Here is a 24,108-nt window from a genome sequence, read left to right on the forward strand (position 1 = left end):
TGCGCCGCCTCAGGGCGGGCCGGAGGGCCCGGACCCCCGCCTGCCGCCCAAGCCGCCCTCGCGGCCCGACAGGGTGTCGCTCCGGCGCTATGTGAAGCTCTTCCGGCAGGACCTGCTCTCGGCACAGCCCGCGCGGCTCTACCGCGCATGGATGGCCGAGTTCCGTACGCCTTTCTTCCGCTCCTACCTGATGAACCAGCCCGAGCTGGTGAAGATGGTGCTGAAGGACCGGCCCGACGATTTCCCCAAGTCCGACCGCGTGGGCGAAGGGCTGCGTCCGCTGCTCGGCAATTCCGTCTTCCTGACCAATGGCGAGACGTGGAAGCGGCAGCGGCGGATCATCGATCCGGCCTTCGAGGGCGGGCGGCTGAAGGACACCTTTCCCGCCATGTGGGCGGCGGCGGAGGCCTGCGTCGCGCGGCTGGCGCCCCACGCGGGTGGCACGCTGGAGATCGAGGCCGAAACCAGCCATGCCGCGGCGGACGTGATCTTCCGCACGCTCTTCTCGATCCCGATCGAGCATGAGGTCGCCGCGCAGGTCTTCGACGAATTCCGCGTCTACCAACGCAGCCAGCCGGTGCTGAACCTCGCCGCCTTCGTGCCCCTGCCGCGCTGGATGCCGCGCTTCTTCCGGCGCGACACCAAACGCTCGGCCCGGATCATCCGACGGCTGATCACCGGGCTGACCGATGCGCGGCGGCAGGAGATCGCGGCGGGCACCGCACCCGACGATCTGGCCACCAAGATCATGACCACCGCGGACCCTCAGACCGGCGACACCTTCGACACCGCCGAGATGGTCGACCAGGTGGCGATCTTCTTTCTTGCCGGGCATGAAACCTCGGCCTCGGCCCTGGCCTGGACGCTTTACCTCATGGCGCTCTATCCCGAGTGGCAGGAGCGGCTGGCCGAGGAGGCCCGGGCGCTGGACGCAGGCGCGGACTTCGCGGTGATGTCGAAGCTCAAGCTCAGCCGCGATACCTTCCGCGAGGCGCTGCGGCTCTATCCCCCGGTGCCGATGATGGTGCGCGAGGCGGCCTGCCCGGTGCAGGCCCGCGACCGCGAGGTGCCGAAAGGCGCGCAGGTAGTGCTGAGCCCGTGGCACCTTCACCGGCACGAGCGGCTCTGGGACCGGCCCGACGCCTTCGATCCCACCCGCTGGGGCACCGAGAACGGCCGGACCTGCGCCCGCGAGGCCTATATTCCCTTCTCCGCCGGGGCCCGGGTCTGCACCGGCGCGGGGTTTGCCATGGTCGAGGGGCCGCTGCTGCTCTCGATGATCCTGCGGCACTACCGTGTCGCCCGCGTCGAGGGCCGCGATCCGGTGCCTGTGGCGCATCTGACGGTGCGCTCGAAGGAGGGGATCTGGTTGCAGCTGGAGCGCCGAGCTTGAAGGCCTGATCCGGAAAATTCGAATTTTCCGGTCCGTTTTCTTCGAAGAAAACGGGAAGTGCAGCCGTTGTTTCAGCAGATAACCCGGATCGGGTCCTGGTTGCAGAAGATGACGAGTTGTCCCGCGTTCTCGACCGCATGGAACCCGCGGCGGCGCAGTTCTGCCTCGAACCTGCTGCGACCCACGTAACGCTCGATGTCGCGCAGTTTGCGCCGGATCACCGCGCCCTCCAGCGCTGCGCGGGAGCTGAAGAGATGGCGCATCCAGGCGTCGGCGGAGAGAGGAGCGGGGATCTGCGTCATCCGCCAAGCCTGCCCAAGGTGAGTTAATCCGCGCTTAACCGCGATCACCCCGGTAGTGGGCCAGCACGTAGACCCGGATCGCCGAGGCCAGCCCGGCCTCGATCCCGCGGGCCTCGTCGATCTCGGCGGCAAGCGCGTTCAGCGCCAGCCCCTTTTCCTCCGCGATGTCCCGGAAGGCGCGCCAGAAGTCCTCCTCCAGCGAGACGCTGGTGCGATGGCCGCGCAGGGTAAGGGAACGTTTGACCGGGCGGGTGCTCATGCCCCGGACCCGTCGTCCTTCGGGGCGCCTTGCGCAGCAGGGCTATCCGTCCCGGGCGCAGCCTCCGTCCGGTGCCCGTCGAGCAGGCGCCGGGCCTGCTCGGCCCGGGCTTTTTCCGCGTCCTTCTGGGCCTTGCTGCGCCCGAATTTCACGGCATTCTCGTCGGCGCGGGCCTTCCTCTCGGCCCGCGCCTTGTCTTTCCGAAACCGGTTCAGGTTGACCGGTTCCGCCATGGTCAGGCCTTGGGGCCGATCATCTGCTCGGGGCGGACGACCTTCTCGAAGGTTTCCTCGTCCACGAAGCCGAGCGCGATCGCCTCTTCCTTCAGCGTGGTGCCGTTCTTGTGCGCCGTCTTCGCCACCTTGGTGGCGTTGTCGTAGCCGATGGTCGGCGCCAGTGCGGTCACCAGCATCAGGCTCTCGCGCATCAGCTTCTCGATCCGGGCCTCGTTGGCCTGGATGCCGTTCAGCATCCGCTCGGTGAAGGAGGCGGTGACGTCGCCCAGAAGCTGCATCGACTGCAGCAGGTTGTAGGACATCATCGGGTTGTAGACGTTGAGCTCGAAGTGGCCCTGCGAACCGGCGAACTTCATCGCGGCGTCGTTGCCCATGACATGGGCGGCGACTTGCGTCATCGCCTCGGCCTGGGTCGGGTTCACCTTGCCGGGCATGATCGAGGAGCCGGGCTCGTTCTCCGGCAGGATCAGCTCGCCCAGACCCGAGCGCGGGCCGGAGCCCAGGAAGCGGATGTCGTTGGCGATCTTGTAGCAGGCGCCGGCCACGGTCGCGAGGGCGCCGGACATGAAGACCATGGCGTCATGGGCGGCGAGCGCTTCGAACTTGTTGGGCGCGGTGACGAAGGGCAGGCCGGTGATTTCGGCCATGTTCGCCGCGACCTGTTCGCCCCAGCCCTGCTTGGTGTTGAGCCCGGTGCCCACGGCGGTGCCGCCCTGCGCCAGCTCGTAGATGCCTGGCAGGGCCATCTCGACGCGCTTGATGCCGTTGCGGATCTGCATGGCATAGCCCGAGAATTCCTGACCCAGCGTCAGCGGCGTGGCGTCCTGGGTGTGGGTCCGGCCGATCTTGATGATGTCCTTGAACTCTTCCGCCTTGGCTTCCAGCCCTTCGGCCAGCTGCACGAGGCCCGGCAGCAGCACGTCGCGCGCGGTCATGGCGGCGGCGATATGCATCGCGGTGGGGAAGGTGTCGTTGGAGGACTGACCCATGTTGCAATGGTCGTTCGGGTGCACCGGGTCCTTGGAGCCGATGACGCCGCCGAGGATCTCGATCGCGCGGTTCGCGATGACCTCGTTCGAGTTCATGTTCGACTGGGTGCCCGAGCCGGTCTGCCAGACCACCAGCGGGAAGTTGTCGTCGAACTTGCCGTCGATCACTTCACCGGCGGCCTCGATGACCGCGTCGGCGATCTTGGCGTCCATGTCGCCGTTGGCCTTGTTGGCCATGGCGCAGGCCTTCTTGATCACGCCGAGCGCCCGCACGATGGGGACCGGCTGCTTCTCCCAGCCAATGGGGAAGTTCATGATCGAGCGCTGCGTCTGCGCGCCCCAATACTTGTCTGCAGGAACTTCGAGCGGTCCGAAACTATCGCTTTCCGTGCGGGTCTTGGTCATGTCAGCTCTCCTAAAGGAAGTCGCCGCTTTGTACCGCTCCTGTGGGGAAGATCAATGCCGCAGTGGGGGGAATGAGGCAGGGAGGGGAGCTGCGGTCGGAAACGCCCTTTCGCTTCGGTGGTAGCCCACCTGTTTCACGGGCCTGCACCGTCCCCTCCATCGACCACCCGCCCGGCCGAGAGGCCGGGCAGCGCCGACCCGCCCCCCATGGGGCGGCGCTATTGCGCCACCCCGCGGGACCGCGCTGCCCTCAGTGGCGGACGGAGAGCGGAATGGGAAAGGGAGCGCGAGGGCCAGATCGGTAGATTGGACGAGATGACCAGCATCCCAAGGCCTCCAACCGCCCCATAACAAAAGACGGGCGGCGCAATCCCTCACGCCGCCCTGCCGGTCCTGTCCTGCGGCCCCTGAGGGCCGGATTTCACTGCGCCGAGCGGCGGAATTCGAACACCCGCGCCGGGGGCAGGTTCGCCCAGACCGTCCCGCGTTTCGTCGCGCGCACGCCCAGTTCGGCCTGCACTTCCGGCGGGATCGGGGCGTTGGGCGAATAGGTGATCTGCACGAAGACCCCGTCCCGTGCCATCACGTTGAAGGCCCGGCCCACCACCTCGCGCTGGATCTGCGGCCGCGCCAGCACCGGCACGCCCGAGATCACCGACCCGATATTTGCCAGGCCGAGGCTCTCGATCTCCTGTGCCGGGCGGTTCAGCACGGTCACGCCGGGGAATTTCTCGCGCAGGGTTTCGCAGAAGCGCGGGTTCATCTCCATCAGGATCAGACGTTCCGGTGCCACGCCGCGATCGAGGATCGCGCGGGTGAAGCTGCCGGTTCCGGGGCCGATTTCCACGATCGGGCCGCTCACCCGCTCCACGCCCGCCGTCATCATCCGGGCCACCGCCTGGGACGAGGGCGCGATCGCCGAGACCTCTTTCGGGCGGCGCATCATCTCGCCCAGGAATACCGCAAAATCGCTCGCCATGGTTCTTTCCCCACTTGCGTCTGTCGTTGCGACGAGAAACCGGAGAAGGCCCCTTCCGGGCAAGTGGGATTTCTGGATTTTACAAAAAATTCATGTGGTTAGGTCCGTTTCCGGGCGGTCTGGAGGGCAGATTTCGTTGAGCTGTCAAACGCTTGTCAGGCTCTGTAACGGCGGCGTAACTGCGGTGTGACGCCACGATGTCAGCAGCTTCCGCCCCATGACGGTCCCTGTTGATCCGGTGGTGACCCTGCGTTGAGACCCTGTCGATCGGCGGTGGGCAGGTTTGGCCAGATGGCACCGGACAGGCGAGACGGGGCGCCGGGGACGGGCTCTGGCGAAGAGGGGGCCGCGACAGGTACCGCACATGAAAACGGGGCCACGCGGGCCCCGGTCTCGTCTCACGCACAACAGGCGTTACTTGCGGAACTGGTCCAGCCGCACGACATCCGCTTCCTGCCCGTTGGTGTCGGACTTGGAGGAGGGCGTCTTGACCTTCGAGGGATCGCGCAGCGGGCGCGGCGGATCGGGCGGGGTCGGATCCTCGTCCTCTTCGCTCACCTGCGTCTCGAAGCGCAGGCCGAACTCCACCGAGGGGTCCACGAAGGTCTTGATGGCGTTGTAGGGAATGAACATGTGTTCCGGCGCATCGCCGAAGTTGAGGGTGATCCCGAAGCCGGTGTCGCCCACTTCAAGGTTGTCGTACCAGTGCTGCATGACCACGGTCATCTCGCTCGGGTAGCGGTCCTTCAGCCACTCCGCCAGCTCCGTCTCCGGGTGGGTGGTGTCGAAGGTGATGAAGAAGTGGTGTGCCCCGGGGAGGCCGTTGTCGGCAACGTCCGAGAGGACCTCCTGAATGAGGCTGCGCATCGCGCGATGCATCAGGTTGCCGTAGTCGATGGATCCAGACATGCGTTCATCCGTTTCTTTCGGGAAGCATAGGGGATTCGGAGAAAAACGGAAGGCGGGGTGGTAAAAATCTCTGTCGGTGGCGCCGATGCGCCCTGCGCCCTTGGCAGCATGGCTCAGGGCGCTAACAGAGCAAGGCCGATCGCCGCCGCCGCCATGGGCAGAAGCGTTACCAGCGGCCCGCGTCGCAGCCCGAAAACGATCCCGGCGGCGAGAATCGTCAACACGACGGCACCGGGCTGGAGGCTGCTCCAGACCGGGCGCAGGCCGGGCCCGCCGGTCTCCACCTCGGCAAAGAAGACATGGAGCGCGAAGAAGACCGAGAGGTTGAGGATCACGCCCGCCACCGCGGCGGTGATGCCCTGAAGCGCGCCCTGCAGCCTCGGCTGGGCCAGCAGGCGCTCCACGTGGGGGGCGAGGGCGAAGATCCACAGGAAGCAGGGGACGAAGGTCACCCAGAGCGCGACGAGCCCGGCGGCAAGCGCCAGACCGGGGCCGGAGGCGTTCTGCCCGGCGACCATGGCCACGAACTGCGTCACGAGGATCAGCGGGCCCGGTGTCGTCTCGGCCAGTCCGAGGGCGTCGATCATCTGTTCCGCGCCGAGCCAGCCGTGGGTCTCGACCGCTGCCTGCGCCATGTAGGCCAGCACCGCGTAGGCCCCGCCGAAGGTGACCACGGCGAGCTTGCTGAAGAAGAGCGCGATATCGGTCAGGAAGCTCGCGCCGGAGAGGGCGAGCAGTGCCACCGGCCCCAGCCAGAGCGCGCCCCAGAGGAGGGTCTGGCGCAGGCTCTGCCGCAGGGCGCCCTCTGACGGCGGGGGCGGCGTCGTGGCGGCGGGCCGCGTGGCAAGGAAGCCCCAGAGCGCGGCAAGCGCCACGATCAGCGGGAAGGGCAGGGAGAAGGCGAAGGTCGCCACGAAGGCCAGCCCCGCCAGCAGCCAGCGGTCCGGCGCGGTCAGAGTCTTGCGCGCGAGGCGGGCGAGGGCCTGCAGCACGATCACGATGACCAGCGCCTTGATCCCGAGGAAGGCCGCCTGCACCAGCGGCAGCGTGCCCCACTGGCCGTAGGCGAGCGCCAGGGCCGCGATGACGAGGGCGCCGGGCAGGACGAAGAGCCCGCCCGCGATGAGGCCTCCGAGCGTGCCCCTGAGCCGCCAGCCCGCGTAGGTGGCCAGCTGCATCGCCTCGGGCCCCGGCAGGAGCATGCAGAAGCTGAGCGCGCCGAGAAACTTGCCGTCTTCCAGCCACGGGCGTTCCTCGACCAGCTCGCGGTGCATCAGCGCGATCTGCGCCGCCGGTCCGCCGAAGGAGAGCAGGCCGATGCGGCCGAAGACCTTGAAGAGATCGGAAAGGCTGGGGGGCGTGTTGGCGGTCATGGGGGCCTCTGGCTGCGGTCTTCGCGCCGGTTTGCAGAGATATGTGACGGTTTTGCAAAGTGTAACGGTTTATTTGGGAATTCCTCGGGGCAAGCGGGGGAGCCCCGGAGCGCCCCTGGCAGCTTCCGAACACCCGCCAGTCCGTCGCCAACCCTTGTCCCTCTTGGCGCCTTGGCCTATTGCCGGGGCAAACAGGAAAGGCCCCCATGTCCCAACCCACCTTCGTTCTCGTGCGCCCGCAGATGGGCGAGAATATCGGCGGCGCCGCGCGCGCGATGTGGAACTTCGGCCTCGACCGGATGCGTCTCGTGGCGCCCCGCGACGGCTGGCCGAACCAGAAGGCCGTGGCCATGGCCTCGGGCGCGGGGCGGCTGCTGGACAATGCAGGCCTCTTCGAGACCACCGCAGATGCGCTCCATGACAGCCACTTCGTGCTGGCCACCACGGCCCGGCCGCGCGGGTTGACCAAGCCGGTGCTGACCCCGGAACGCGCCATGCAGATCGCGGCGGAGAAGATCGCCGCCGGCGAAAAGGTCTCGGTGCTCTTCGGCCCGGAGCGCGCAGGCATGGAGAACGATGACATCGCGCGGGCCAACGCGATCATCTCGGTCCCGGTGAACCCGGAGTTCGCCTCCCTGAACCTTGCGCAATGCGTTCTGCTGACGGCCTATGAATGGCGCCGCCAGAGTGCCGAGATCACTCATGAGACGGTCGAGATGGCCGGCGCCGACTGGGCCACCAACGTCGAGATCGAAAAGCTCTCGGAGCACTACGAGGAGACGCTGGAGCAGGCCGGGTTCTTCTTCCCCGAGACCAAGGCCGCCAGCATGAAGCTGAGCCTGCGCAACCTCTGGTCGCGGATGCCGCTGACCCGGTCGGACGTGCAGGTGCTCCATGGGGTCCTGCGTCAGATGGTCCGCTGGAAGGAGCGCGGCTGAGCGCTAGACCCTGTCGTGCGACGCAAGTACCCTGCCGCGCAACCCGGACACGACGCCGGACAAGACCCGGAGAGCAAACAACACCCGCGCCCATGCCCTGACCGCGAGACCGGCCCCCGGGGGCCACAGCCCGACCCCGACCGCCGGCCCGACCCTCCGGGCCGATCCCGGGGCACGCGGCAGCGACGAGGGCCGGGACAGCACAACGAGGGGCGCCATGCGCCCACGAGACGGCCCCCGGCACGCCCCGCAAGGGTCCGGGTGGCAGGCCCCTGACGAGGTGACCCTTATGAGCCAGAAACGCAGCATATTCGAAGAGGTCGGGACCGACCGGAAACAGGAGGTCCAGACCGGCGCGATCGACCGGGGCCGCCGCAAGGGCGCGCGCGGCGCGATCCGGGTCTGGCTCGCGGTGCTCTTCGCCCTCGTGGTGGCGATGATCTGTGTCGGCGGCCTGACCCGCCTCACCGACAGCGGCCTGTCGATCACGGAGTGGAAGCCGCTGACCGGTGCGCTGCCCCCGATGAATGAGGCCGACTGGCAGGCGGAATTCGACCTCTACCAGCAGATCCCCCAGTTCCAGATCCAGAACCAGTGGATGGACCTGCAGGACTTCAAGCAGATTTACTGGTGGGAATGGTCGCACCGGCAGCTGGGCCGCGTGATCGGGCTGATCTGGGCCCTGGGCTTCTTCGGTTTCCTCGCCTTCCGCCAGATCCCGGCGGGATGGACCGGGCGGCTCTTCCTGATCGGCGCCCTTGGCGGCGTACAGGGCGCGATCGGCTGGTGGATGGTCTCCTCCGGCCTGACCGGCACCATGCTCTCGGTGGCCTCCTACCGGCTGGCGACCCACCTCGGCATCGCCTTCGTCATCCTCGGCTTCATCGCGTGGTACTTCTTCTGCCTCGGCCGGGACGACCGGGAGCTGATGCAGGCCCGCCGCGCGGGCGAGCGCAAGCTCTTCGGCATGTCGACCGGCTGGATGCACTTCGCCTTCCTGCAGATCCTCCTCGGCGCGCTGGTGGCGGGCATCGACGCGGGCCGGTCCTACACCGACTGGCCGACCATGGGCGGCCAATGGCTGCCGCCGGGCCCCTTCATGCTGGAGCCGCTGTGGCGCAACTTCCTCGAGAACCCGGCGCTGGTGCAGTTCATCCACCGCTGCTCGGGCTACCTGCTGGCGATCTTCTCGCTGGTCTGTTTCCTCAAGGGGCGCCGCTCGGCCCACACCACGACGCGGGTGGCCTTCACCATGGCCTTCGTGGCACTGGTGGTGCAGGTCATCCTCGGCATTCAGGCGGTGCTGACGGGCGCGCAGCTTCACGTGGCGATCACCCACCAACTGGTGGCCGTGGCGCTCTGGGTGCTGATCATCCGGGCGCGGTTCTACGCCCGCTATCCCGTCACCGCCAAGATCCGGGGAGCCTGATACCATGACAGCCCTGCAAGACCTGCTGGCCTTCCAGCGTGAGACCGAAGCCCTGGCCGCCATTGCCGGGCGCCTCGGCTGGGATCAGGAGACGGTGATGCCCCGCGGCGCCGCCGAACAGCGCGGCGAGGAGATCGGTGTGATCGAGGGCATCCTGCACGGCCGCCGTACCGATCTGCGGATCGGGGACTGGCTGGCCGCCTGCGAGGGCGCCGAGATGACCCCGGCGGAAGCAGCACAGCTGCGCCACATCCGCCGCAGTTTCGAGCGCACCAGCCGGGTGCCCGCGAAACTGGCGACCGAGCTGGCGCGGCTGACCTCCGTCGCGCAGGGCCACTGGGCCGAGGCGCGGGAGAGGGACGATTTCGCGGGCTTCGCGCCCGTTCTGGAAAAGATCGTCGCGCTGAAGCGCGAGGAGGGCGCGGCGCTGGCGGCCGGCGGCGATGTCTATGACGCGCTGCTCGACGACTACGAGCCCGGGATGACGGCGGCCGAACTGGAGGCGATCTTTGGCGAGATGCGGCCCCGGCTGGTGGCCCTGCGCGAGGCGGTGCTGGGCAAGCCGGAACCGAAGGGGCTGACCGGCACCTTCGAGGAGGGCGCGCAGATGGCCTTCTCGACCAAGCTCGCGCTGACCTTCGGCTATGACCTGAGCCGCGGGCGGATCGACAAGGCGGTGCATCCCTTCAGCTCCGGCTCCGGCGCGGATGTGCGGATCACCACGCGGACCAACCCGGCCGATCCCTTCAACTGCTTCTATTCCACGATCCACGAGGTCGGCCACGCCTGCTATGAACAGGGGATCGAGGCGGACTATGCGCTGACGCCGCTGGGGCAGGGCGTCTCGATGGGCGTGCACGAAAGCCAGAGCCGCATCTACGAGAACCAGCTGGGCCGCTCCCGCGCTTTCACGGGCTGGATGTACGAGGAGATGACCCGCGCCTTCGGCGACCTCGGCCTCGACGGGGCAGAGGGCTTCTATGCCGCGGTGAACCGGGTCCAGAAGGACTTCATCCGGACCGAGGCGGACGAGGTGCAGTACAACCTCCACATCATGCTGCGCTTCGATCTGGAGCGGGCGATGATCGCGGGCGACCTCGCCGTGGCGGACCTCGAGGAGGCGTGGAATGCGCGGTTCAAGGCGGACTTCGGCTATGACGTGCCGCGTGCCTCCCTGGGCTGCCTGCAGGATGTGCACTGGTCGGTGGGGCTGTTCGGCTACTTCCCGACCTACTCGCTCGGCAATGTCTATGCCGGCTGCCTGCACGAGGCGCTGCGCGCCGATCTGCCGGGGCTCGACGCCGATCTGGCCGCGGGGAATACCACCGCTGCGACGGGCTGGCTGCGGGACAAGGTACAACGACACGGCGGGCTGATGACCCCGCGCGAGGTGATCACGCAGGCCTGTGGCACGACCCCCACGGCGGGCCCGCTGCTGCGCTACGTGGAGGCGAAATTCGGCGGGATTTACGATCTCTGAGGCGCTTGCCACGAAATGCCATTTGCCCCGGTCGTGAAAACGGCCGGGGTTTTTTAGTCCCGTTTCGTGATTACTGTCCGTTTCCGTTTCCGTTTCCGGAGGCAATCGGCACTCATCTGGAAAAAAATTGGGTCGGCTGTTCCGGCCGACCCAGTTGGAAGGGATTGACGGGGTAGAAGCGTCAAACCACCATTTTCAGTCAGCCTCAGCAGGAACAAGAGAGAACCCTGCCGCCGAACAAGCCGATCGAGGCCAACCAAGGACACACGAAAGCGCCCTATCACAATGCACCGAACCCCGAGGGAGGGGCTGCCGATGCGAAGACCTGCGAAATTCAATAAAGAAAACCGGTCTGCAATCTATCCGCGTATGTTGCCGTGAGCGGGCGTTCTGCCCCTGGTACGGAAAGTTCCTTTACACTGAAAGGTCGATCCGAAAACTCTACTGCCTCAGTACACACGTGTGAGTAGAGCACATAACGAAATCAAAAGCAAAGGCGGTATTGCTGACATGAGCAGATATGTGCCGAAAGATTGTTTCTTTTCGGGTCACAATTGGGTGGTGCGATTGAATTCCTGCGCAACCCAATCGGCCACGTCCTGCAGCAGCGGGTCGCGGCGGCGGGTTTCGTGGAAGCAGAGATAGAGCGGCGACACGAGATCGGCCTGCTCCGGCTCGAACCGTTGCAGTTCCGGATCCGACATGGCGACGATATTGGGCAGCAGGCCGGGCAGGCGGCTGGTGCGCATCGCGCCCATGATCTCGTGCAGGGTTTCCACGCGAATGAGGGGATCGTGGCCCGCCATGACCTTGCGCGCGAACTGCATCGTCTCGGCCTGATCGTGGCTGCGGTTGAGCCCGATCCAGCCCATATCGCGCGGACTGTCCGGATAGGCGTAGACGTTGATGTGGAACTTGCCGATGTAACGCACCACCAGGCGGCCCTGTTCGGGACGCTGGGTGACGATGATCATGTCGTTCTCGCCAAGCGCCTCGGTCAGGGTCAGCGCGTTGAAGGTCATCCGCAGGCCGGGATGGCTTTCGAGGAAGGCGCGCAGGGCGGGGTAGAAGACATAGGCGCTGATCGTCGGCGGGCAGCCGACGGTGATGTTGCCACCCGTCGCCGGGGCGGCGGTGCTCTGCGTATGCAGATAGGAAACAATCTCGTTCTCAAACCCGGTGATCGTTTCGATCAGGTCCGAAATCGCCTCGTTCGCCACCCAGCCTTCGGGCGTCTTCACGAAGAGATCGAAGCCGAGCGATTCGGACAGGCGGCTGAGGCGGCGCGACACGGTGGCCGGGTTGGTTTCCAGCAGGCGCGCGGCAGCACTCATGCTGCCGGTCTTGTGGACCGCGACGAGGTATCTCAGATCATCCCAGTTCTTCATCGCAGTACCGCCGCCACATCTGCCGCCTGTCCCGTGGGATCAGGAGTCAGCTTCCGGTCCCTCGAGACCTTCATCCTCATCCGCCTGTTCGGCGATCCGTGCCACCGAGACGACCTCTTCGCCGGCACCGGTGTTGAACACCCGCACCCCGCCCGCGCTGCGCGACCGGAAGGAGATGCCGTCGACCGGGACCCGGATCGACTGGCCGCGCGAGGTGGCCAGCATGATCTGGTCGTCCATCTCCACCGGGAAGGCGGCGATGACGGGACCGGTGCGCATGCTCTTCTCCCAGGCGGTGACGCCCTGGCCGCCGCGCCCGCGCACGGGGTAATCGTGCGAGGAGCTGATGTGGCCCGCGCCGCCCACGGTGATCGTGAGGATCAGCGTCTCGGCGGCGGACATCTCGGCGTAGCGCTCCTGCGCCAGCGGCATGTCGGCGTTGCCTTCTTCTTCCTCCGTCGCCTCGGTATCGCCGGCCATGGCACGGCGCATCTTGAGGTAGGAGGCGCGCTCGTCGCTCTCGGCGGCGAAGTGGGGCAGGACGAACATCGAGGCGACCTCGTCGTTCTCGTTCAGCCTGACGCCGCGCACCCCGGTGGAGTTGCGCGAGTTGAAGACCCGCACATCATCGGCGCGGAAGCGGATCGCCCGGCCCGATTGCGTGAACAGCATCACGTCATCCTCGGGGCCGCAGATCCGCGCGTTGATCAGGCGCATGCCCTCGGCCTCGCCCTCGAACTTCATGGCGATCTTGCCGTTCCGCATCACGTTGGTGAAATCGGACAGCGCGTTGCGCCGCACGGTGCCTGCGGAGGTGGCAAAGACGATCTGAAGGTCGCCCCATTCCTCCTCGGCCCGGTCCACGGGCATGATCGCCGCGATGGAGACACCGGTGGGGATGGGCAGGATGTTGACGATCGCCTTGCCCTTGGAGGTCCGCCCGCCGACCGGCAGACGCCAGCACTTGAGCTTGTAGACCATGCCCTCGGTCGTGAAGAAGAGCAGCTGAGTATGGGTGTTGGCGACGAAAAGCGTGGTGACCGCGTCATCATCCTTCATCGCGCCACCCGAGAGGCCCTTGCCGCCGCGCTTCTGGCTGCGGAAGTCGGCCAGCGGGGTCCGCTTGATGTAGCCGCCGGCGGTGACGGTAACGACCATCTCCTCCTGCTCGATGAGGTCCTCGTCCTCCATGTCACCGGACCAGTCGACGATCTCGGTGCGGCGGGGGACGGCGAAGAGCTCCTTCACCTCGGTCAGCTCGTCGCGGATGATGCCCATGATCCGCTCGCGCGAGGCGAGGATCTCGAGGTATTCCCGGATCTTCTTGGCCAGTTCCTGCAGCTCGTCCGTGACTTCCTGCACGCCGATCTGGGTCAGGCGCTGCAGCCGCAGCTCGAGGATCGCACGCGCCTGCGCCTCGGAGAGGTTGTAGGTGCCGTCCTCGTTGATCGTATGGGTCGGATCGTCGATCAGGCGGATGTATTCCGCGATGCTGGAGGCGGGCCAGCGGCGCGTCATCAGCTTCTCGCGGGCCTCGGCCGCATCGGCGGAGGACCGGATCGTGGCCACGACCTCGTCAACGTTGGTGACCGCGACGGCCAGACCGCACAGGATGTGGGCACGTTCACGCGCCTTGCGCAGCTCGAAGGCGGTGCGGCGGGCCACCACTTCCTCGCGGAAGGTGATGAAGGCCGACAGGAAACCATAAAGCGTCAGCGTCTCGGGCTTGCCGCCATTCAGCGCCAGCATGTTGCAGCCGAAGGAGGTCTGCATCGGGGTGAAGCGGAAAAGCTGGTTCAGCACGACCTCGGGGGTCGCGTCCCGCTTCAGCTCGATCACCACGCGCACGCCCTGACGGTCGGATTCGTCCTGCACATGGGCGATGTTGTCGATCCGCTTGTCGCGGACGCATTCCGCGATCTTCTCGATCATCGCGGCCTTGTTCACCTGGTAGGGGATCTCGTCGATGATGATCGCGTAGCGGTCCTTGCGGAGCTCTTCCACGTGGGTCTTGGAGCGGATGATCACGCTGCCGCGGCCCTCGAGGTAGGCCTTGCGCGCACCGGAACGGCCCAGCATGACGCCGCCGGTGGGGAAGTCGGGGCCGGGCACGTATTGGTTCAGGTCGTTGCTGTCGAGGTCGGGGTTCTCGATCAGGGCCAGCGTCGCATCCACCACTTCGCCCAGGTTGTGGGGCGGGATGTTGGTGGCCATGCCGACGGCGATACCGCCGGCGCCGTTCACCAGCATGTTGGGGAAGCGCGCGGGCAGGACGGCCGGTTCCTTGTCCTTGCCGTCGTAGTTGTCGAGGAAGTCGACCGTGTCCTTGTCGATGTCGGCGAGCAGGAAGTTCGCCGCCTTTTCCATCCGGACCTCGGTGTAACGCATGGCCGCGGCCTTGTCGCCGTCCATGGAGCCGAAGTTGCCCTGACCGTCCAGCAGCGGCAGCGACATGGAGAAGTCCTGCGCCATCCGGACGAGCGCGTCATAGATCGCGCTGTCGCCGTGGGGGTGGTACTTACCCATCGTGTCGCCGACCGGGCGGGCCGACTTGCGATAGGACTTGTCGGCGGTATTCCCGGATTCCTGCATCGCGTAGAGGATGCGGCGGTGCACAGGTTTTAGGCCGTCACGAAGATCCGGAATCGCCCGGCTCACGATCACGCTCATCGCGTAGTCGAGGTAGGAATTGCGCATCTCGTCGGTGATCGACACCGTCGGTCCCGCGTAGGGGGTGCGCTCGTTTTCTTCCGGGTTCTCAGGGGGTTGGGGCGTGTCGCTCAACGGCTCTGCCTGTATTCTTTTAGGGTTCTAGATATAGCTGTCCGGTTTATAGCAGACCCGTCATATAGGGTGCAATGGTTGCTGGCGCCTGCCTTTGGCAGCCGGGCGCGCACAGTGATAACATACTGTTTTCGTTGACTGAAAATGAAGTCGTGGCAGGATTTTTCTTGTGGATATGTCACAGGAGGCGAAATGCAGGAAACCCCGACCGAACTTATGCTGCGCGGATACGGCCTGACGACGGCCGAATTCTTCTATCACATGCCCGACTATGCCCATGTGCTGAACATCTTCGTCTGGCAGGAGTATGACCTCGCCCCGGATCATCCGCGGCTCTTCAGGTTCATCGAGTTCTTGCAGAAGGAAATCGAAGGGCCGCTGCACTCGGTCCGCTTCACCCATCGCAAGGAAATCTCGCCCGGCCGCTGGCGCAACGTGGTGGGGGAATTCACGCTGCACTGAAATGCGAAAGGCCGCCCCGGAGGGCGGCCCGAACGCTGTCGCGGGTCTGCCGGTCAGGGCAGGATGCGCGAGTATTTCACGCCTTCCAGCGTCGCGCCGAAGCGCAGGCCGGCCTGGCCGAAGATCACCGCCACGATCGGCGCGATGGAGGTCGTCGTCTCGGCGCGCATCGCCTCGGCCTTGTCGGAGAAGACGTATTCCACGTCCGCGCCCGCGGCCCAGCCGGAGGACCGGCGGAAGCCCGAGAGCGCCTCCTGCGTCATGAAGAAGAGCACATGCGCATATTGCTGCGCGCCGATCTGCAGGCCGAAGTTCGCGGCGGTGGCGGAATAGTAGTCCACCGTGCTGCCGCCTACGCGCAGGGCGCCGCGGCCGTAGCCGCCGCCAATGCCGAAGCCGGCCTCGGTCATCAGCGGCATGACCAGCATGCCGGCGGATTTCGCGGCGAGGTTGCGGGTCTCGGGGTACTGGCTGAAGAGTTGCGCCAGCGTCGCGTCCACGCGGGCGTCGATCTTGGAGCCGCCCGGGCTGCCGATGCCGTTGTTGCACGCCGCCAGCAGCGGGATCGCCGCCAGTGCCGAGAGGGAAAAGGTGCGTCTGGAAAGATTGCTCATGGGAAACCGCCTGTCTCTTGCCCGTGATGGGGACTTTGCCCCGGAATGTCGCGTCAATGACGCTGCCGGTTTGCCCGGCTTCGAGGGCGAAGTATAGGGGGGCAGGCTGGTCCTGTCACCCTCGGCGGCCACGTCACCCGGCGCTCGGCGGAAATCGCCTCAGGCGGGGCCGGACGTGCGCACGGGAGGGGACGCGCGGCCCGCGATCCGGGCCGGGCGCGGTCGGCAATGCAGGCGGTCAGACGACGGCCGATTTGCCCTGCATCAGCTTGGCGAAGCGCGGCGCGAAATAGGTCAGCACCCCGTCGCAGCCCGCGCGCTTGAAGGCCATCAGGCTTTCCACCATGACCTTGTCGCCATCGAGCCAGCCATTGCGCACCGCGCCTTCGATCATCGCGTATTCGCCCGAGACCTGGTAGGCGAAGGTCGGCACGCCGAAGGTGTCCTTCACCCGGCGGCAGACGTCGAGGTAGGGCATGCCGGGCTTCACCATCACCATGTCCGCGCCCTCCTGCAGGTCGCGCGCCACGAGGCGCAGCGCCTCGTCGGTGTTGGCGGGGTTCATCTGGTAGGTCGCCTTGTCGCCCTTCAGAGCGCCGGTGGCGCCGGTGGCATCGCGGAACGGCCCGTAGAAGCCCGAGGCATACTTGGCCGAGTAGCTCAACAGCATCACGTTGGTGTGGCCGCCGGCCTCCAGCGCGCCGCGGATGCGGGCGATGCGGCTGTCCATCATGTCCGAGGGGCCGATGATGTCGGCGCCCGCCTCGGCCTGGCTGACCGCCTGTTTCACCAGCGCCTCGACCGTTTCGTCGTTCAGGATCTGTCCGTCCACGACAAAGCCGTCATGGCCGTCGATATTGTAGGGGTCGAGGGCGATGTCGGTCATCACCGCCATCTCGGGCACCACGGCCTTGATCGCGCGGGTCGCCCGGTTCGACAGGTTCTCGGGGTTCCATGCCTCGGCGCAATCCTTGGTGCGCTTCTCCATCGGGGTGTATGGGAAGATGCAGACCGCCGGAATGCCAAGGTCGAAGGCCTCGCTCGCCGCCTGCGCCACGCGATCCACCGAAAGCCGGCTGACCCCCGGCATCGAGGCTATCGGCTGTTCCACGTTCTCGCCCTCGCAGACAAAGACCGGCCAGATCAGGTCGCCGACGGCCAGGTGGTTTTCCTGCGCCAGGGCCCGGATCGCGCCGCTCTGGCGGGCACGACGGAACCGGGTTTGGGGGAAGGGGGCCTGAACCGGGAACATCAGCGGATCCTTTCTTGATCATACAGGAGTGAGGTGGCATGGAATGCGACGCGCCTCAAGGGTAGGAATTACCGAAAACGGGCGCTACTAAGGTGCGGCAGTCAAAAGGCCGAGAGGGCCCCCGGTGAACCTTCACGAAACGATATTCGAGCTCATCGACATGCGCTCCTTCTCGAACCTGTGGTTCTGGATCGCGCTGGCGGTGGTCTGGTCGACGGCAAGCCACTGGGTGCTGGGTGTGCCCTACGACATGGTCCTGCGGGCGCGGCGCGTCGGCGGTCAGGCGGAAGTCGACCTAGAGGACATGGTGCGGATCAACATCAACCGGATCCTCTACATCAACGAACTGTCCGGCACGGTGCTGATCTCCTTCGTCTGCTTCGTCCTGACGGTGCTGGCGCTTCTGGGCTTCGTCTACGGGGTGGAATTCGCGCAGGCGGTCTTCCTGCTGGCCTTCCCGATGTCCTTCGTCGGCCTCCTGAGCCTGCGCACCGCCTTCCGCATCCGGATGGAGGAGCCGCGCGGCCCCGATCTTCACAAGCGCCTCACCCGTCACCGGATCGGGGTGCAGGCGATTGGCGTGATGGCGATCTTCGTCACCGCGCTTTGGGGCATGTTCCAGAATTTCTCGATCGGTGTGCTGGGAGGCTGATCCCATGAACCAGCGGACGAACATCACCCTCGGCGGCGCGCCGGAAGGGTTCGACGCGGCGCTCGTGCTGGCCGAGGCCGCCCGCGCCGGTGGTCCCGTGATCCACGTGGCGCGCGACGACAAGCGCATGGCCAACATGGCCGATGCGCTCGCCTTCTTCGCGCCAGAGATGCCGGTGATCCGGTTCCCCGGCTGGGACTGCCTGCCCTATGACCGGGTCTCGCCCCATGCCGATATCTCCGCCGCGCGGATGGCCACGCTGGCGGGCCTTGTGCACGGGATGCCGCAGAGCTTCGTCCTGCTGACCACGCTGAACGCGGCCACCCAACGCATCCCCGCCCGGGATATCCTGCGCGAGGCGGCCTTCACCGCCCGTGTCGGGGGCCGGGTGGATGAAAAGGCGCTGCGCGATTTCCTCGTGCGGATGGGCTTCTCACAGAGCCATTCGGTGATGGAGCCCGGCGACTACGCCGTGCGCGGCGGCATCATCGACATCTATCCGCCGGGCGAGGGCGGGCCGGTGCGGCTCGACCTCTTCGGTGACATTCTGGACGGCGCCCGGCGCTTCGACGTCACAACGCAGCGCACCACCGAGAAGCTGGAGGTGGTCGAGCTGGCCCCCGTCTCCGAGGTGATCCTCGACGAGGCCGCGATCACGCGCTTCCGCCAGAACTACCGCATCGAGTTCGGCGCGGCGGGCACCGACGATCCGCTATACGAGGCGGTCAGCGCAGGCCGCAAACATCAGGGCATCGAACACTGGCTGCCCTTCTTCCACGAGCGGCTTGAGACCCTCTTCGACTACATGCCCGGCGCACCGGTCATGCTGGACGATCAGACCACGCCCGCGCGCCTCGCCCGGTGGGAGAGCGTGGCCGACCAATACGAGACCCGCCGCCATGCGCTGCAACAGCGCGGCAAGATGGACAGCGTCTACAAGCCGACGCCGCCGGGGCTGCTCTACCTCGACGATGCCGCGTGGGAAGAGGCCCTTGGCGCGCGCCGGGTGATCCAGACCTCGCCGCTGCCCCGGGCCTCCGGCCCCGGCGTGGTGGATGCAGGCGGGCGGATCGGGCGCAATTTCTCGCCCGAGCGTCAGCTGGAAAACGTGAGCCTTTTCAAAACGCTCGCGGATCATGTTCGTGCGAAACTGGATCAGGGGCCGGTGGTCATCGCCTCCTATTCGGAAGGCGCGCGGGAACGTCTGGAAGGGCTGATCGAGGACGAGGGCCTCGTCGGCGCCATCTCGATCCGTGACGCCAAGGGCATTGACCGCCACGGCCTTCACCTCGCCGTGCTGGCGCTGGAAAGCGGCTTCGAGGGCCCGTGGAAGATCAAGGGCAAGGACACCCGCCTGACCGTGATCTCGGAGCAGGATGTCCTCGGCGACCGCCTGATCCGCCAGCCCAAGAAGAAGCGCCGGGCCGAGAACTTCCTGACCGAGGCCAACAGCCTTTCACCCGGGGACCTCGTGGTCCACGTCGATCACGGCATCGGCCGCTACCTCGGGCTCGAGGTGATCACCGCGGTGGGCGCGCGGCACGAATGCCTCGCCATCGAATACGCCGAGCAGACCAAGCTCTACCTGCCGGTCGAGAACATCGAATTGCTGTCGAAATACGGCCACGAGGCCGGGATGCTCGACCGGCTGGGCGGTGGCGCATGGCAGGCCAAGAAGGCCAAGCTCAAGCAGCGCATTCGCGAGATGGCCGACAAGCTGATCCGCGTCGCGGCCGAGCGCGTGCTGCGCACCGCGCCCATCCTCGAGCCGCCGCATGGCGCGTGGGATGCCTTCCAGGCCCGCTTCCCCTACCAGGAAACCGACGATCAGCTGGGCGCCATCGGCGACGTGCTGACGGATCTCGGCTCGGGCCACCCGATGGACCGGCTGGTCTGCGGCGACGTGGGCTTCGGCAAGACCGAGGTCGCCCTGCGCGCGGCCTTCATCGCCGCCATGTCGGGCGTTCAGGTGGCGGTGATCGCCCCCACGACGCTGCTGGCGCGCCAGCATTATCAAGGCTTTGCCGAACGGTTCCGGGGCTTCCCGCTGCAGGTCGCGCCGCTCTCGCGCTTCGTCTCCTCCAAGGATGCCGCACTGACCCGTGACGGGATCTCCAAGGGCACCGTGGACATCGTTGTGGGCACCCACGCGCTGCTGTCCAAGCAGATCCGCTTCAAGAACCTCGGCCTGCTGATCGTCGATGAGGAGCAGCACTTCGGCGTCGCCCACAAGGAGCGGCTGAAGCAACTCCGCTCCGACATCCATGTGCTCACCCTGACCGCCACGCCGATCCCGCGCACGCTGCAACTGTCGCTCACCGGGGTGCGTGACCTCTCGATCATCGGCACGCCGCCGGTCGACCGGCTGGCGATCCGCACCTACGTCAGCGAGTTCGACGCCGTCACGATCCGCGAGGCGCTGCTGCGCGAACACTACCGCGGCGGACAGAGTTTCTACGTGGTGCCCCGCATCTCCGACCTGCCCGAGATCGAGGAGTTCCTGCGCGAACAGGTGCCCGAGGTCAGCTTCATCACCGCCCACGGCCAGATGGCGGCAGGCGAGTTGGACAAGCGGATGAACGCCTTCTACGACGGCAAGTATGACGTGCTGCTGGCCACGACGATCGTGGAAAGCGGCCTCGACATCCCGCGCGCCAACACGATGGTGGTGCACCGGGCCGACATGTTCGGCCTCGCCCAGCTCTACCAGATCCGGGGCCGTGTGGGCCGTGCCAAGACCCGCGCCTATGCCTATCTGACCACGAAACCGCGGGTGAAGCTGACAGCGGATGCCGAGAAGCGCCTGCGGGTGCTGGGCTCCCTCGACACGCTGGGGGCGGGCTTCACGCTGGCCTCGCAGGACCTCGACATCCGCGGCGCCGGCAACCTTCTGGGCGAGGAACAGTCGGGCCAGATGCGCGACGTGGGCTACGAACTCTACCAGCAGATGCTGGAGGAGGCGATTGCCAAGATCAAGGCGGGCGAGATGGAGGGGCTCCAGGACCTCGACGATCACTGGGCGCCGCAGATCAACCTGGGGGTTTCTCTCCTGATTCCAGAGGAATACGTGCCGGACCTCGACCTGCGGCTGGGGCTCTACCGCCGCCTGTCGGACCTCACCACCAAGGTCGAGCTGGAAGGTTTCGCCGCCGAACTCATCGACCGGTTCGGCAAGCTGCCGAAGGAGGTCAACACGCTGCTCCTCGTGGTGCGGATCAAGGCCATGTGCAAACGCGCGGGCATTGCCAAGCTCGACGGCGGGGAGAAGGGCGCGACGATCCAGTTCCACAACGACAAGTTCGCCTCTCCAGCGGGGCTGGTGGAGTTCATGCAGGCGCAGAACGGGCTGGCGAAGGTCAAGGACAACAAGATCGTCGTGCGCCGCGACTGGAAGAACGACGCCGACCGGATCAAGGGAGCATTCGCCATCGCGCGCGACCTCGCCGAGAAGGTCAAGGAAGCGAAGAAGGAAAAGGCCTGAGGGTCTCGGGCCTATTCCTTATGTCAGTTTTTTCTCAAAGAAATGCGTGGGGTAGGGGTCGTCGTTGAAGCGCTCGATCCGGGTCCAGCCGGTGTTTTCGTAAAGCGCGATCGCCGCCGGCATCTGTTCGTTGGTGTCCAGCCGCAGCGTGCCGATCCCGAGGCGCCGCGCCTCGCGCTCGGTCTCCTGCATCATCCGTTTCGACAGGCCCAGCCCCCGGGCGGAGGGCGCGATCCAGAGCCGTTTGACCTCCGCATAGCCCTGATCCGTGCCCTTCAGGGCCACGCAGCCGATGGGCAGCCCGTCGGAGAGCGCCAGCAGGAAGGCCCCCACGGGCGGGCGCATGGCGGGCGCCTGCGGATCGCAGGTCTTGGCCCGTTCGAACCCCTGTTTAAAGAGCCTGTTCACCTCGTCGAAATAGCGGTCGAGGCACCAGTTGGCATGGGGGCTTTCCGGGTCCGCCAGTTCGATGGTAATCCGGTCGCGGGTCAGGGCGGAGGCGATGAAGTCCATCGCTTCCAACAGCTTGTCCGGGTCCGGGTGGCGTGAGAGCAGGCTGTTGGCATTGGCGTTCGACAGCGCCTCGTACTCCGCGAATTCGGCGGAGCCCTTGCCGGTCAGCACGGCCACCCGGCGCCGCGCATCCTCTTCCGCCGTCTCGGTCGTGATCAGCCCTTCCTCTTCCAACCCGCGCAGGATGCGGGAGAGTTGCCCGCTGTCGAGCCCGAGGTAAAGCCGCAGGTCCGCCACGTCGCCCCGGCCATGGCCGATGGCATTGAGCACCCGCGCCACCCCCAGCGGGCGGCCGCGCCCGAGGAAGCTCTGATCCAACGCGCCGGTTTCAGTGGTCACGGCCCGGCTGAACCGCCGGACCCGGGAAATATCGGTGAGAGACATCTGTCTGACCTTTGTCAGGTAATTTCCGCTGACTTATGTCAGGTAGATGCCGCCGGTCAAGAGGGTATCTGACATCTGTCAGCTAATTCCGCATGTGGTTTCCCGAGGCGCGCAGGGCTTTCATCTTTCCAGAAATACTCACTCCCCGGCCTGTTGCGCGGCACAACAGCTCGGGCCCTTGATCTGACCGCTGGCCAGCATCGCCGACTGCGCACAGGCGCAGGAGGCCGCCACGCCGGCATCGGCACGGGCCAGGGCGAAGTCCAGCTTCTGCCGGATCAGACGCCGTTCCACGCTCTCCCCTTGCGCTTCAAGACAGTCGTGCAAGCCCTTGAGGGACCACACGTTATCCGGATGGATTGAGCCGCGGGGCAGGTCGCCTGCAAGGCCGAGGTCCGCGCGATAGACGGCCTCCGCCTCCGGCACGTGGCCCTGTTCGTAGAGCAGCGCGCCAAGGGCGTGGCGGGCGGGCTGCATCCAGCCCCAGGGCTCGTCATAGGGCAGCGTGTCGTCCAGCCGGACCGCCTCGCGCAGGTGGGCGAAGGCGGCGGTGTAGTCCCGCTGACGATAGAGGATCTCGCCGCGCAGCATCTCGCGCGCGATCTGCATCAGGTCGCTGACGAGGTTGTTGTGCAGACGACGCAGTGGCATCTGCTCCAGGGCTGCGAGGAATGCTGCTTCGCCCGCAAGCGCAGCCTCGACCTCGCCAAGGGCCGCATGGGCGAGCGCCTTGCCGTAGAGCAGCGTGACATGCAGCGTGGCGCGCAGGGCGGGATCGACGGGGGGCGCCATGGCGATCAGCTCGCGCCATTGGCCGAAGCGGATCAACACATGGGGTTCCATGGCGAGATAGGCCTCGAAATACTCGGCCATCGGCGGGCTTTCCATCAGCAGCAGTTCGGGCAAGAAGGTGGCCTCCATGCCGCGCAGCGCCTCCAGCGCGGGCTGCATCTGGCCGAGGAAGAGCGCGCCGTAGATGGCGAAGTGGTAGTCGTGCATCCGGTAGCCGGTGTAGTAGTTCATCCCGCCTTCACGGTCGAAATACCTCAGGTCGGCGGCGATGGCGCGCTGGTTCCAGAAGAGCGCATCCTGATAGGCGCCGCATTGCACGTCGATATGGGTGGGCATGTGGACGAGGTGGCCCGCATCCGGCACGAGATGGCGCAGCACATCGCCGGCCTTCAGCGCCTTCTCGGGGGTGGGCGACATCTCCATCAGGTGGACGTAGAGGTGCAGCAGGCCGGGGTGCGCCATGCCGCCGGGCTGGGCCATGCCCGTCTCCAGCACGGCCTGGCATTCCAGCGTATCGGCAAGTGGATTGGGCCGGCGTTCGGCCTGCAGCCACATGGCCCAGGGCGTGCGGTTCAGCAGCGCCTCGGCAAAGATCGTGCGCAGGTCCTTGTGATCGGGGTGGGCGGCGCTGACGCGGCGCATCGCATTTGCAAAGTCATCGACCCAAGGTTGCAAATCCTCGATCGGGTCGCGCTGCGGATAGCGGGCGGCGAGGGCGCGGATCAGGTCGGCCTCGGGCTGCGTGACGCCCTCCAGCCGGGAGAGGGCCTCCTGCGTGGCGTCAAAGGACACCGCGAGCGCCTTGGCACGGCTGACGGGATCGAGCTTGACCCAGGGCAGGTTGTAGTTCGGCCCGCTGGCATAGGCGACGCCCCACCACGCCATGGCGCAGGCGGGATCGGCCTCCAGCGCCTTGTGGAAACAGGCGACCGCCTCGACGTGGTTGTAGCCGTAGACCCAGTTCAGCCCCCGGTCGAACCACAGCTGCGCCAGCGGGCTGGCGGTGGTGACGGGCATCCCGTGCGGGCCGAGGTCATAGTAATCGTCCATGGGCGGCTGGCTCCTCTGCGTCTGCGGGGCCAGCCTAGCGCCCG

General features: G+C 66.5%; 20 protein-coding genes. 7 read left to right on the forward strand and 13 right to left on the reverse strand.

The genetic code is table 11. The features are described 5' to 3' along the window. Window positions 1-73: 73 nt before the first annotated feature. Complete coding sequence (locus ACX9MO_RS15950) at window positions 74-1,393, forward strand: cytochrome P450 (RefSeq protein ID WP_462212553.1); 1,320 nt, start codon at window positions 74-76, stop codon at window positions 1,391-1,393. A gap of 71 nt (window positions 1,394-1,464) precedes the next feature. Here ACX9MO_RS15950 and ACX9MO_RS15955 read toward each other — a convergent pair whose 3' ends face one another. The 7 genes from ACX9MO_RS15955 to chrA form a co-directional block, all read right to left on the reverse strand. Then, window positions 1,465-1,695, reverse strand: a complete 231-nt coding sequence (locus tag ACX9MO_RS15955; protein ID WP_222489596.1) for an N-(5'-phosphoribosyl)anthranilate isomerase — start codon at window positions 1,693-1,695, stop codon at window positions 1,465-1,467. A 34-nt stretch (window positions 1,696-1,729) separates the two neighbouring features. Next, window positions 1,730-1,954: a ribbon-helix-helix domain-containing protein gene (locus tag ACX9MO_RS15960; protein WP_222489597.1), complete on the reverse strand. Its 225-nt coding sequence runs from the start codon at window positions 1,952-1,954 to the stop codon at window positions 1,730-1,732. Continuing rightward, window positions 1,951-2,187: a DUF4169 family protein gene (locus tag ACX9MO_RS15965; protein WP_222489598.1), complete on the reverse strand. Its 237-nt coding sequence runs from the start codon at window positions 2,185-2,187 to the stop codon at window positions 1,951-1,953. Before ACX9MO_RS15965 ends, ACX9MO_RS15960 begins: the two co-directional genes overlap by 4 nt. A gap of 2 nt (window positions 2,188-2,189) precedes the next feature. Next, window positions 2,190-3,584, reverse strand: coding sequence for a class II fumarate hydratase (fumC, locus tag ACX9MO_RS15970; protein WP_222489599.1), 1,395 nt, complete (start codon window positions 3,582-3,584; stop codon window positions 2,190-2,192). A gap of 421 nt (window positions 3,585-4,005) precedes the next feature. After that, a complete protein-coding gene (locus tag ACX9MO_RS15975) occupies window positions 4,006-4,563 on the reverse strand; it encodes a class I SAM-dependent methyltransferase (RefSeq protein ID WP_462212554.1) in 558 nt (185 codons plus the stop codon). 414 nt (window positions 4,564-4,977) lie between these two features. Then, window positions 4,978-5,472 carry an SspB family protein gene (locus ACX9MO_RS15980; protein WP_222489601.1) on the reverse strand — a complete coding sequence of 165 codons (495 nt, stop codon included), beginning with the start codon at window positions 5,470-5,472 and terminating at the stop codon, window positions 4,978-4,980. A gap of 113 nt (window positions 5,473-5,585) precedes the next feature. Beyond that, a complete protein-coding gene (gene chrA, locus ACX9MO_RS15985) occupies window positions 5,586-6,845 on the reverse strand; it encodes a chromate efflux transporter (protein ID WP_462212555.1) in 1,260 nt (419 codons plus the stop codon). Window positions 6,846-7,051: 206 nt separating this feature from the next. Between chrA and ACX9MO_RS15990 the strand changes: the two genes are divergently transcribed. From ACX9MO_RS15990 to ACX9MO_RS16000, 3 genes are all read left to right on the forward strand, one after another. Then, complete coding sequence (locus ACX9MO_RS15990) at window positions 7,052-7,783, forward strand: RNA methyltransferase (protein WP_222489603.1); 732 nt, start codon at window positions 7,052-7,054, stop codon at window positions 7,781-7,783. 289 nt (window positions 7,784-8,072) lie between these two features. Next, a complete protein-coding gene (gene ctaA / locus ACX9MO_RS15995) occupies window positions 8,073-9,212 on the forward strand; it encodes a heme A synthase (RefSeq protein ID WP_222489604.1) in 1,140 nt (379 codons plus the stop codon). A gap of 4 nt (window positions 9,213-9,216) precedes the next feature. Then, complete coding sequence (locus ACX9MO_RS16000; protein ID WP_462212556.1) at window positions 9,217-10,692, forward strand: carboxypeptidase M32; 1,476 nt, start codon at window positions 9,217-9,219, stop codon at window positions 10,690-10,692. Window positions 10,693-11,240: 548 nt separating this feature from the next. Here the strand turns inward: ACX9MO_RS16000 and ACX9MO_RS16005 are convergent. Both ACX9MO_RS16005 and gyrA read right to left on the reverse strand, forming a co-directional pair. Then, the gene (locus tag ACX9MO_RS16005; protein ID WP_462212557.1) at window positions 11,241-12,080 is read right to left on the reverse strand and encodes a LysR family transcriptional regulator; all 840 of its coding nucleotides are present in this window, start codon (window positions 12,078-12,080) and stop codon (window positions 11,241-11,243) included. A gap of 39 nt (window positions 12,081-12,119) precedes the next feature. Further along, a complete protein-coding gene (gyrA, locus tag ACX9MO_RS16010; RefSeq protein WP_222489607.1) occupies window positions 12,120-14,864 on the reverse strand; it encodes a DNA gyrase subunit A in 2,745 nt (914 codons plus the stop codon). A gap of 192 nt (window positions 14,865-15,056) precedes the next feature. On the opposite strand from gyrA, the gene ACX9MO_RS16015 reads away from it, so the two are divergent. Beyond that, the gene (locus ACX9MO_RS16015; protein ID WP_462212558.1) at window positions 15,057-15,326 is read left to right on the forward strand and encodes an usg protein; all 270 of its coding nucleotides are present in this window, start codon (window positions 15,057-15,059) and stop codon (window positions 15,324-15,326) included. A gap of 53 nt (window positions 15,327-15,379) precedes the next feature. Here ACX9MO_RS16015 and ACX9MO_RS16020 read toward each other — a convergent pair whose 3' ends face one another. Both ACX9MO_RS16020 and hemB read right to left on the reverse strand, forming a co-directional pair. After that, a complete protein-coding gene (locus tag ACX9MO_RS16020) occupies window positions 15,380-15,940 on the reverse strand; it encodes a lipid-binding SYLF domain-containing protein (protein WP_222489609.1) in 561 nt (186 codons plus the stop codon). 238 nt (window positions 15,941-16,178) lie between these two features. After that, window positions 16,179-17,192 carry a porphobilinogen synthase gene (gene hemB / locus ACX9MO_RS16025; RefSeq protein ID WP_462212559.1) on the reverse strand — a complete coding sequence of 338 codons (1,014 nt, stop codon included), beginning with the start codon at window positions 17,190-17,192 and terminating at the stop codon, window positions 16,179-16,181. A 124-nt stretch (window positions 17,193-17,316) separates the two neighbouring features. On the opposite strand from hemB, the gene ACX9MO_RS16030 reads away from it, so the two are divergent. Both ACX9MO_RS16030 and mfd read left to right on the forward strand, forming a co-directional pair. Next, window positions 17,317-17,844: a component of SufBCD complex gene (locus tag ACX9MO_RS16030; protein ID WP_222489611.1), complete on the forward strand. Its 528-nt coding sequence runs from the start codon at window positions 17,317-17,319 to the stop codon at window positions 17,842-17,844. 4 nt (window positions 17,845-17,848) lie between these two features. Continuing rightward, window positions 17,849-21,325 (forward strand): transcription-repair coupling factor, encoded by a 3,477-nt coding sequence (gene mfd / locus ACX9MO_RS16035; RefSeq protein WP_462212560.1) that lies wholly within the window; start codon window positions 17,849-17,851, stop codon window positions 21,323-21,325. Between the two features lie 18 nt (window positions 21,326-21,343). Here the strand turns inward: mfd and ACX9MO_RS16040 are convergent, their stop codons facing one another. Beyond that, window positions 21,344-22,222: a GNAT family N-acetyltransferase gene (locus ACX9MO_RS16040; protein WP_462212561.1), complete on the reverse strand. Its 879-nt coding sequence runs from the start codon at window positions 22,220-22,222 to the stop codon at window positions 21,344-21,346. A gap of 138 nt (window positions 22,223-22,360) precedes the next feature. Further along, a complete protein-coding gene (locus ACX9MO_RS16045) occupies window positions 22,361-24,064 on the reverse strand; it encodes a hypothetical protein (protein WP_462212562.1) in 1,704 nt (567 codons plus the stop codon). Window positions 24,065-24,108 lie beyond the last annotated feature (44 nt).

It is taken from the genome of Pseudooceanicola profundus, assembly GCF_054919315.1.

Excerpts from the sequence above, each read along its gene's own strand:
- ACX9MO_RS15975 (WP_462212554.1), bottom strand. The coding sequence starts at position 4,563 with ATGGCGAGCGATTTTGCGGTATTCCTGGGCGAGATGATGCGCCGCCCG.
- ACX9MO_RS16040 (WP_462212561.1), bottom strand. The coding sequence starts at position 22,222 with ATGTCTCTCACCGATATTTCCCGGGTCCGGCGGTTCAGCCGGGCCGTG.
- ACX9MO_RS15960 (WP_222489597.1), bottom strand. The coding sequence starts at position 1,954 with ATGAGCACCCGCCCGGTCAAACGTTCCCTTACCCTGCGCGGCCATCGC.
- ACX9MO_RS15955 (WP_222489596.1), bottom strand. The coding sequence starts at position 1,695 with ATGACGCAGATCCCCGCTCCTCTCTCCGCCGACGCCTGGATGCGCCAT.
- hemB (WP_462212559.1), bottom strand. The coding sequence starts at position 17,192 with ATGTTCCCGGTTCAGGCCCCCTTCCCCCAAACCCGGTTCCGTCGTGCC.
- ACX9MO_RS16015 (WP_462212558.1), top strand. The coding sequence starts at position 15,057 with ATGCAGGAAACCCCGACCGAACTTATGCTGCGCGGATACGGCCTGACG.
- ACX9MO_RS15990 (WP_222489603.1), top strand. The coding sequence starts at position 7,052 with ATGTCCCAACCCACCTTCGTTCTCGTGCGCCCGCAGATGGGCGAGAAT.
- ACX9MO_RS16020 (WP_222489609.1), bottom strand. The coding sequence starts at position 15,940 with ATGAGCAATCTTTCCAGACGCACCTTTTCCCTCTCGGCACTGGCGGCG.
- ACX9MO_RS16005 (WP_462212557.1), bottom strand. The coding sequence starts at position 12,080 with ATGAAGAACTGGGATGATCTGAGATACCTCGTCGCGGTCCACAAGACC.
- ACX9MO_RS16000 (WP_462212556.1), top strand. The coding sequence starts at position 9,217 with ATGACAGCCCTGCAAGACCTGCTGGCCTTCCAGCGTGAGACCGAAGCC.
- ACX9MO_RS15980 (WP_222489601.1), bottom strand. The coding sequence starts at position 5,472 with ATGTCTGGATCCATCGACTACGGCAACCTGATGCATCGCGCGATGCGC.
- chrA (WP_462212555.1), bottom strand. The coding sequence starts at position 6,845 with ATGACCGCCAACACGCCCCCCAGCCTTTCCGATCTCTTCAAGGTCTTC.
- mfd (WP_462212560.1), top strand. The coding sequence starts at position 17,849 with ATGAACCAGCGGACGAACATCACCCTCGGCGGCGCGCCGGAAGGGTTC.
- fumC (WP_222489599.1), bottom strand. The coding sequence starts at position 3,584 with ATGACCAAGACCCGCACGGAAAGCGATAGTTTCGGACCGCTCGAAGTT.
- ACX9MO_RS16045 (WP_462212562.1), bottom strand. The coding sequence starts at position 24,064 with ATGGACGATTACTATGACCTCGGCCCGCACGGGATGCCCGTCACCACC.
- ctaA (WP_222489604.1), top strand. The coding sequence starts at position 8,073 with ATGAGCCAGAAACGCAGCATATTCGAAGAGGTCGGGACCGACCGGAAA.
- ACX9MO_RS15965 (WP_222489598.1), bottom strand. The coding sequence starts at position 2,187 with ATGGCGGAACCGGTCAACCTGAACCGGTTTCGGAAAGACAAGGCGCGG.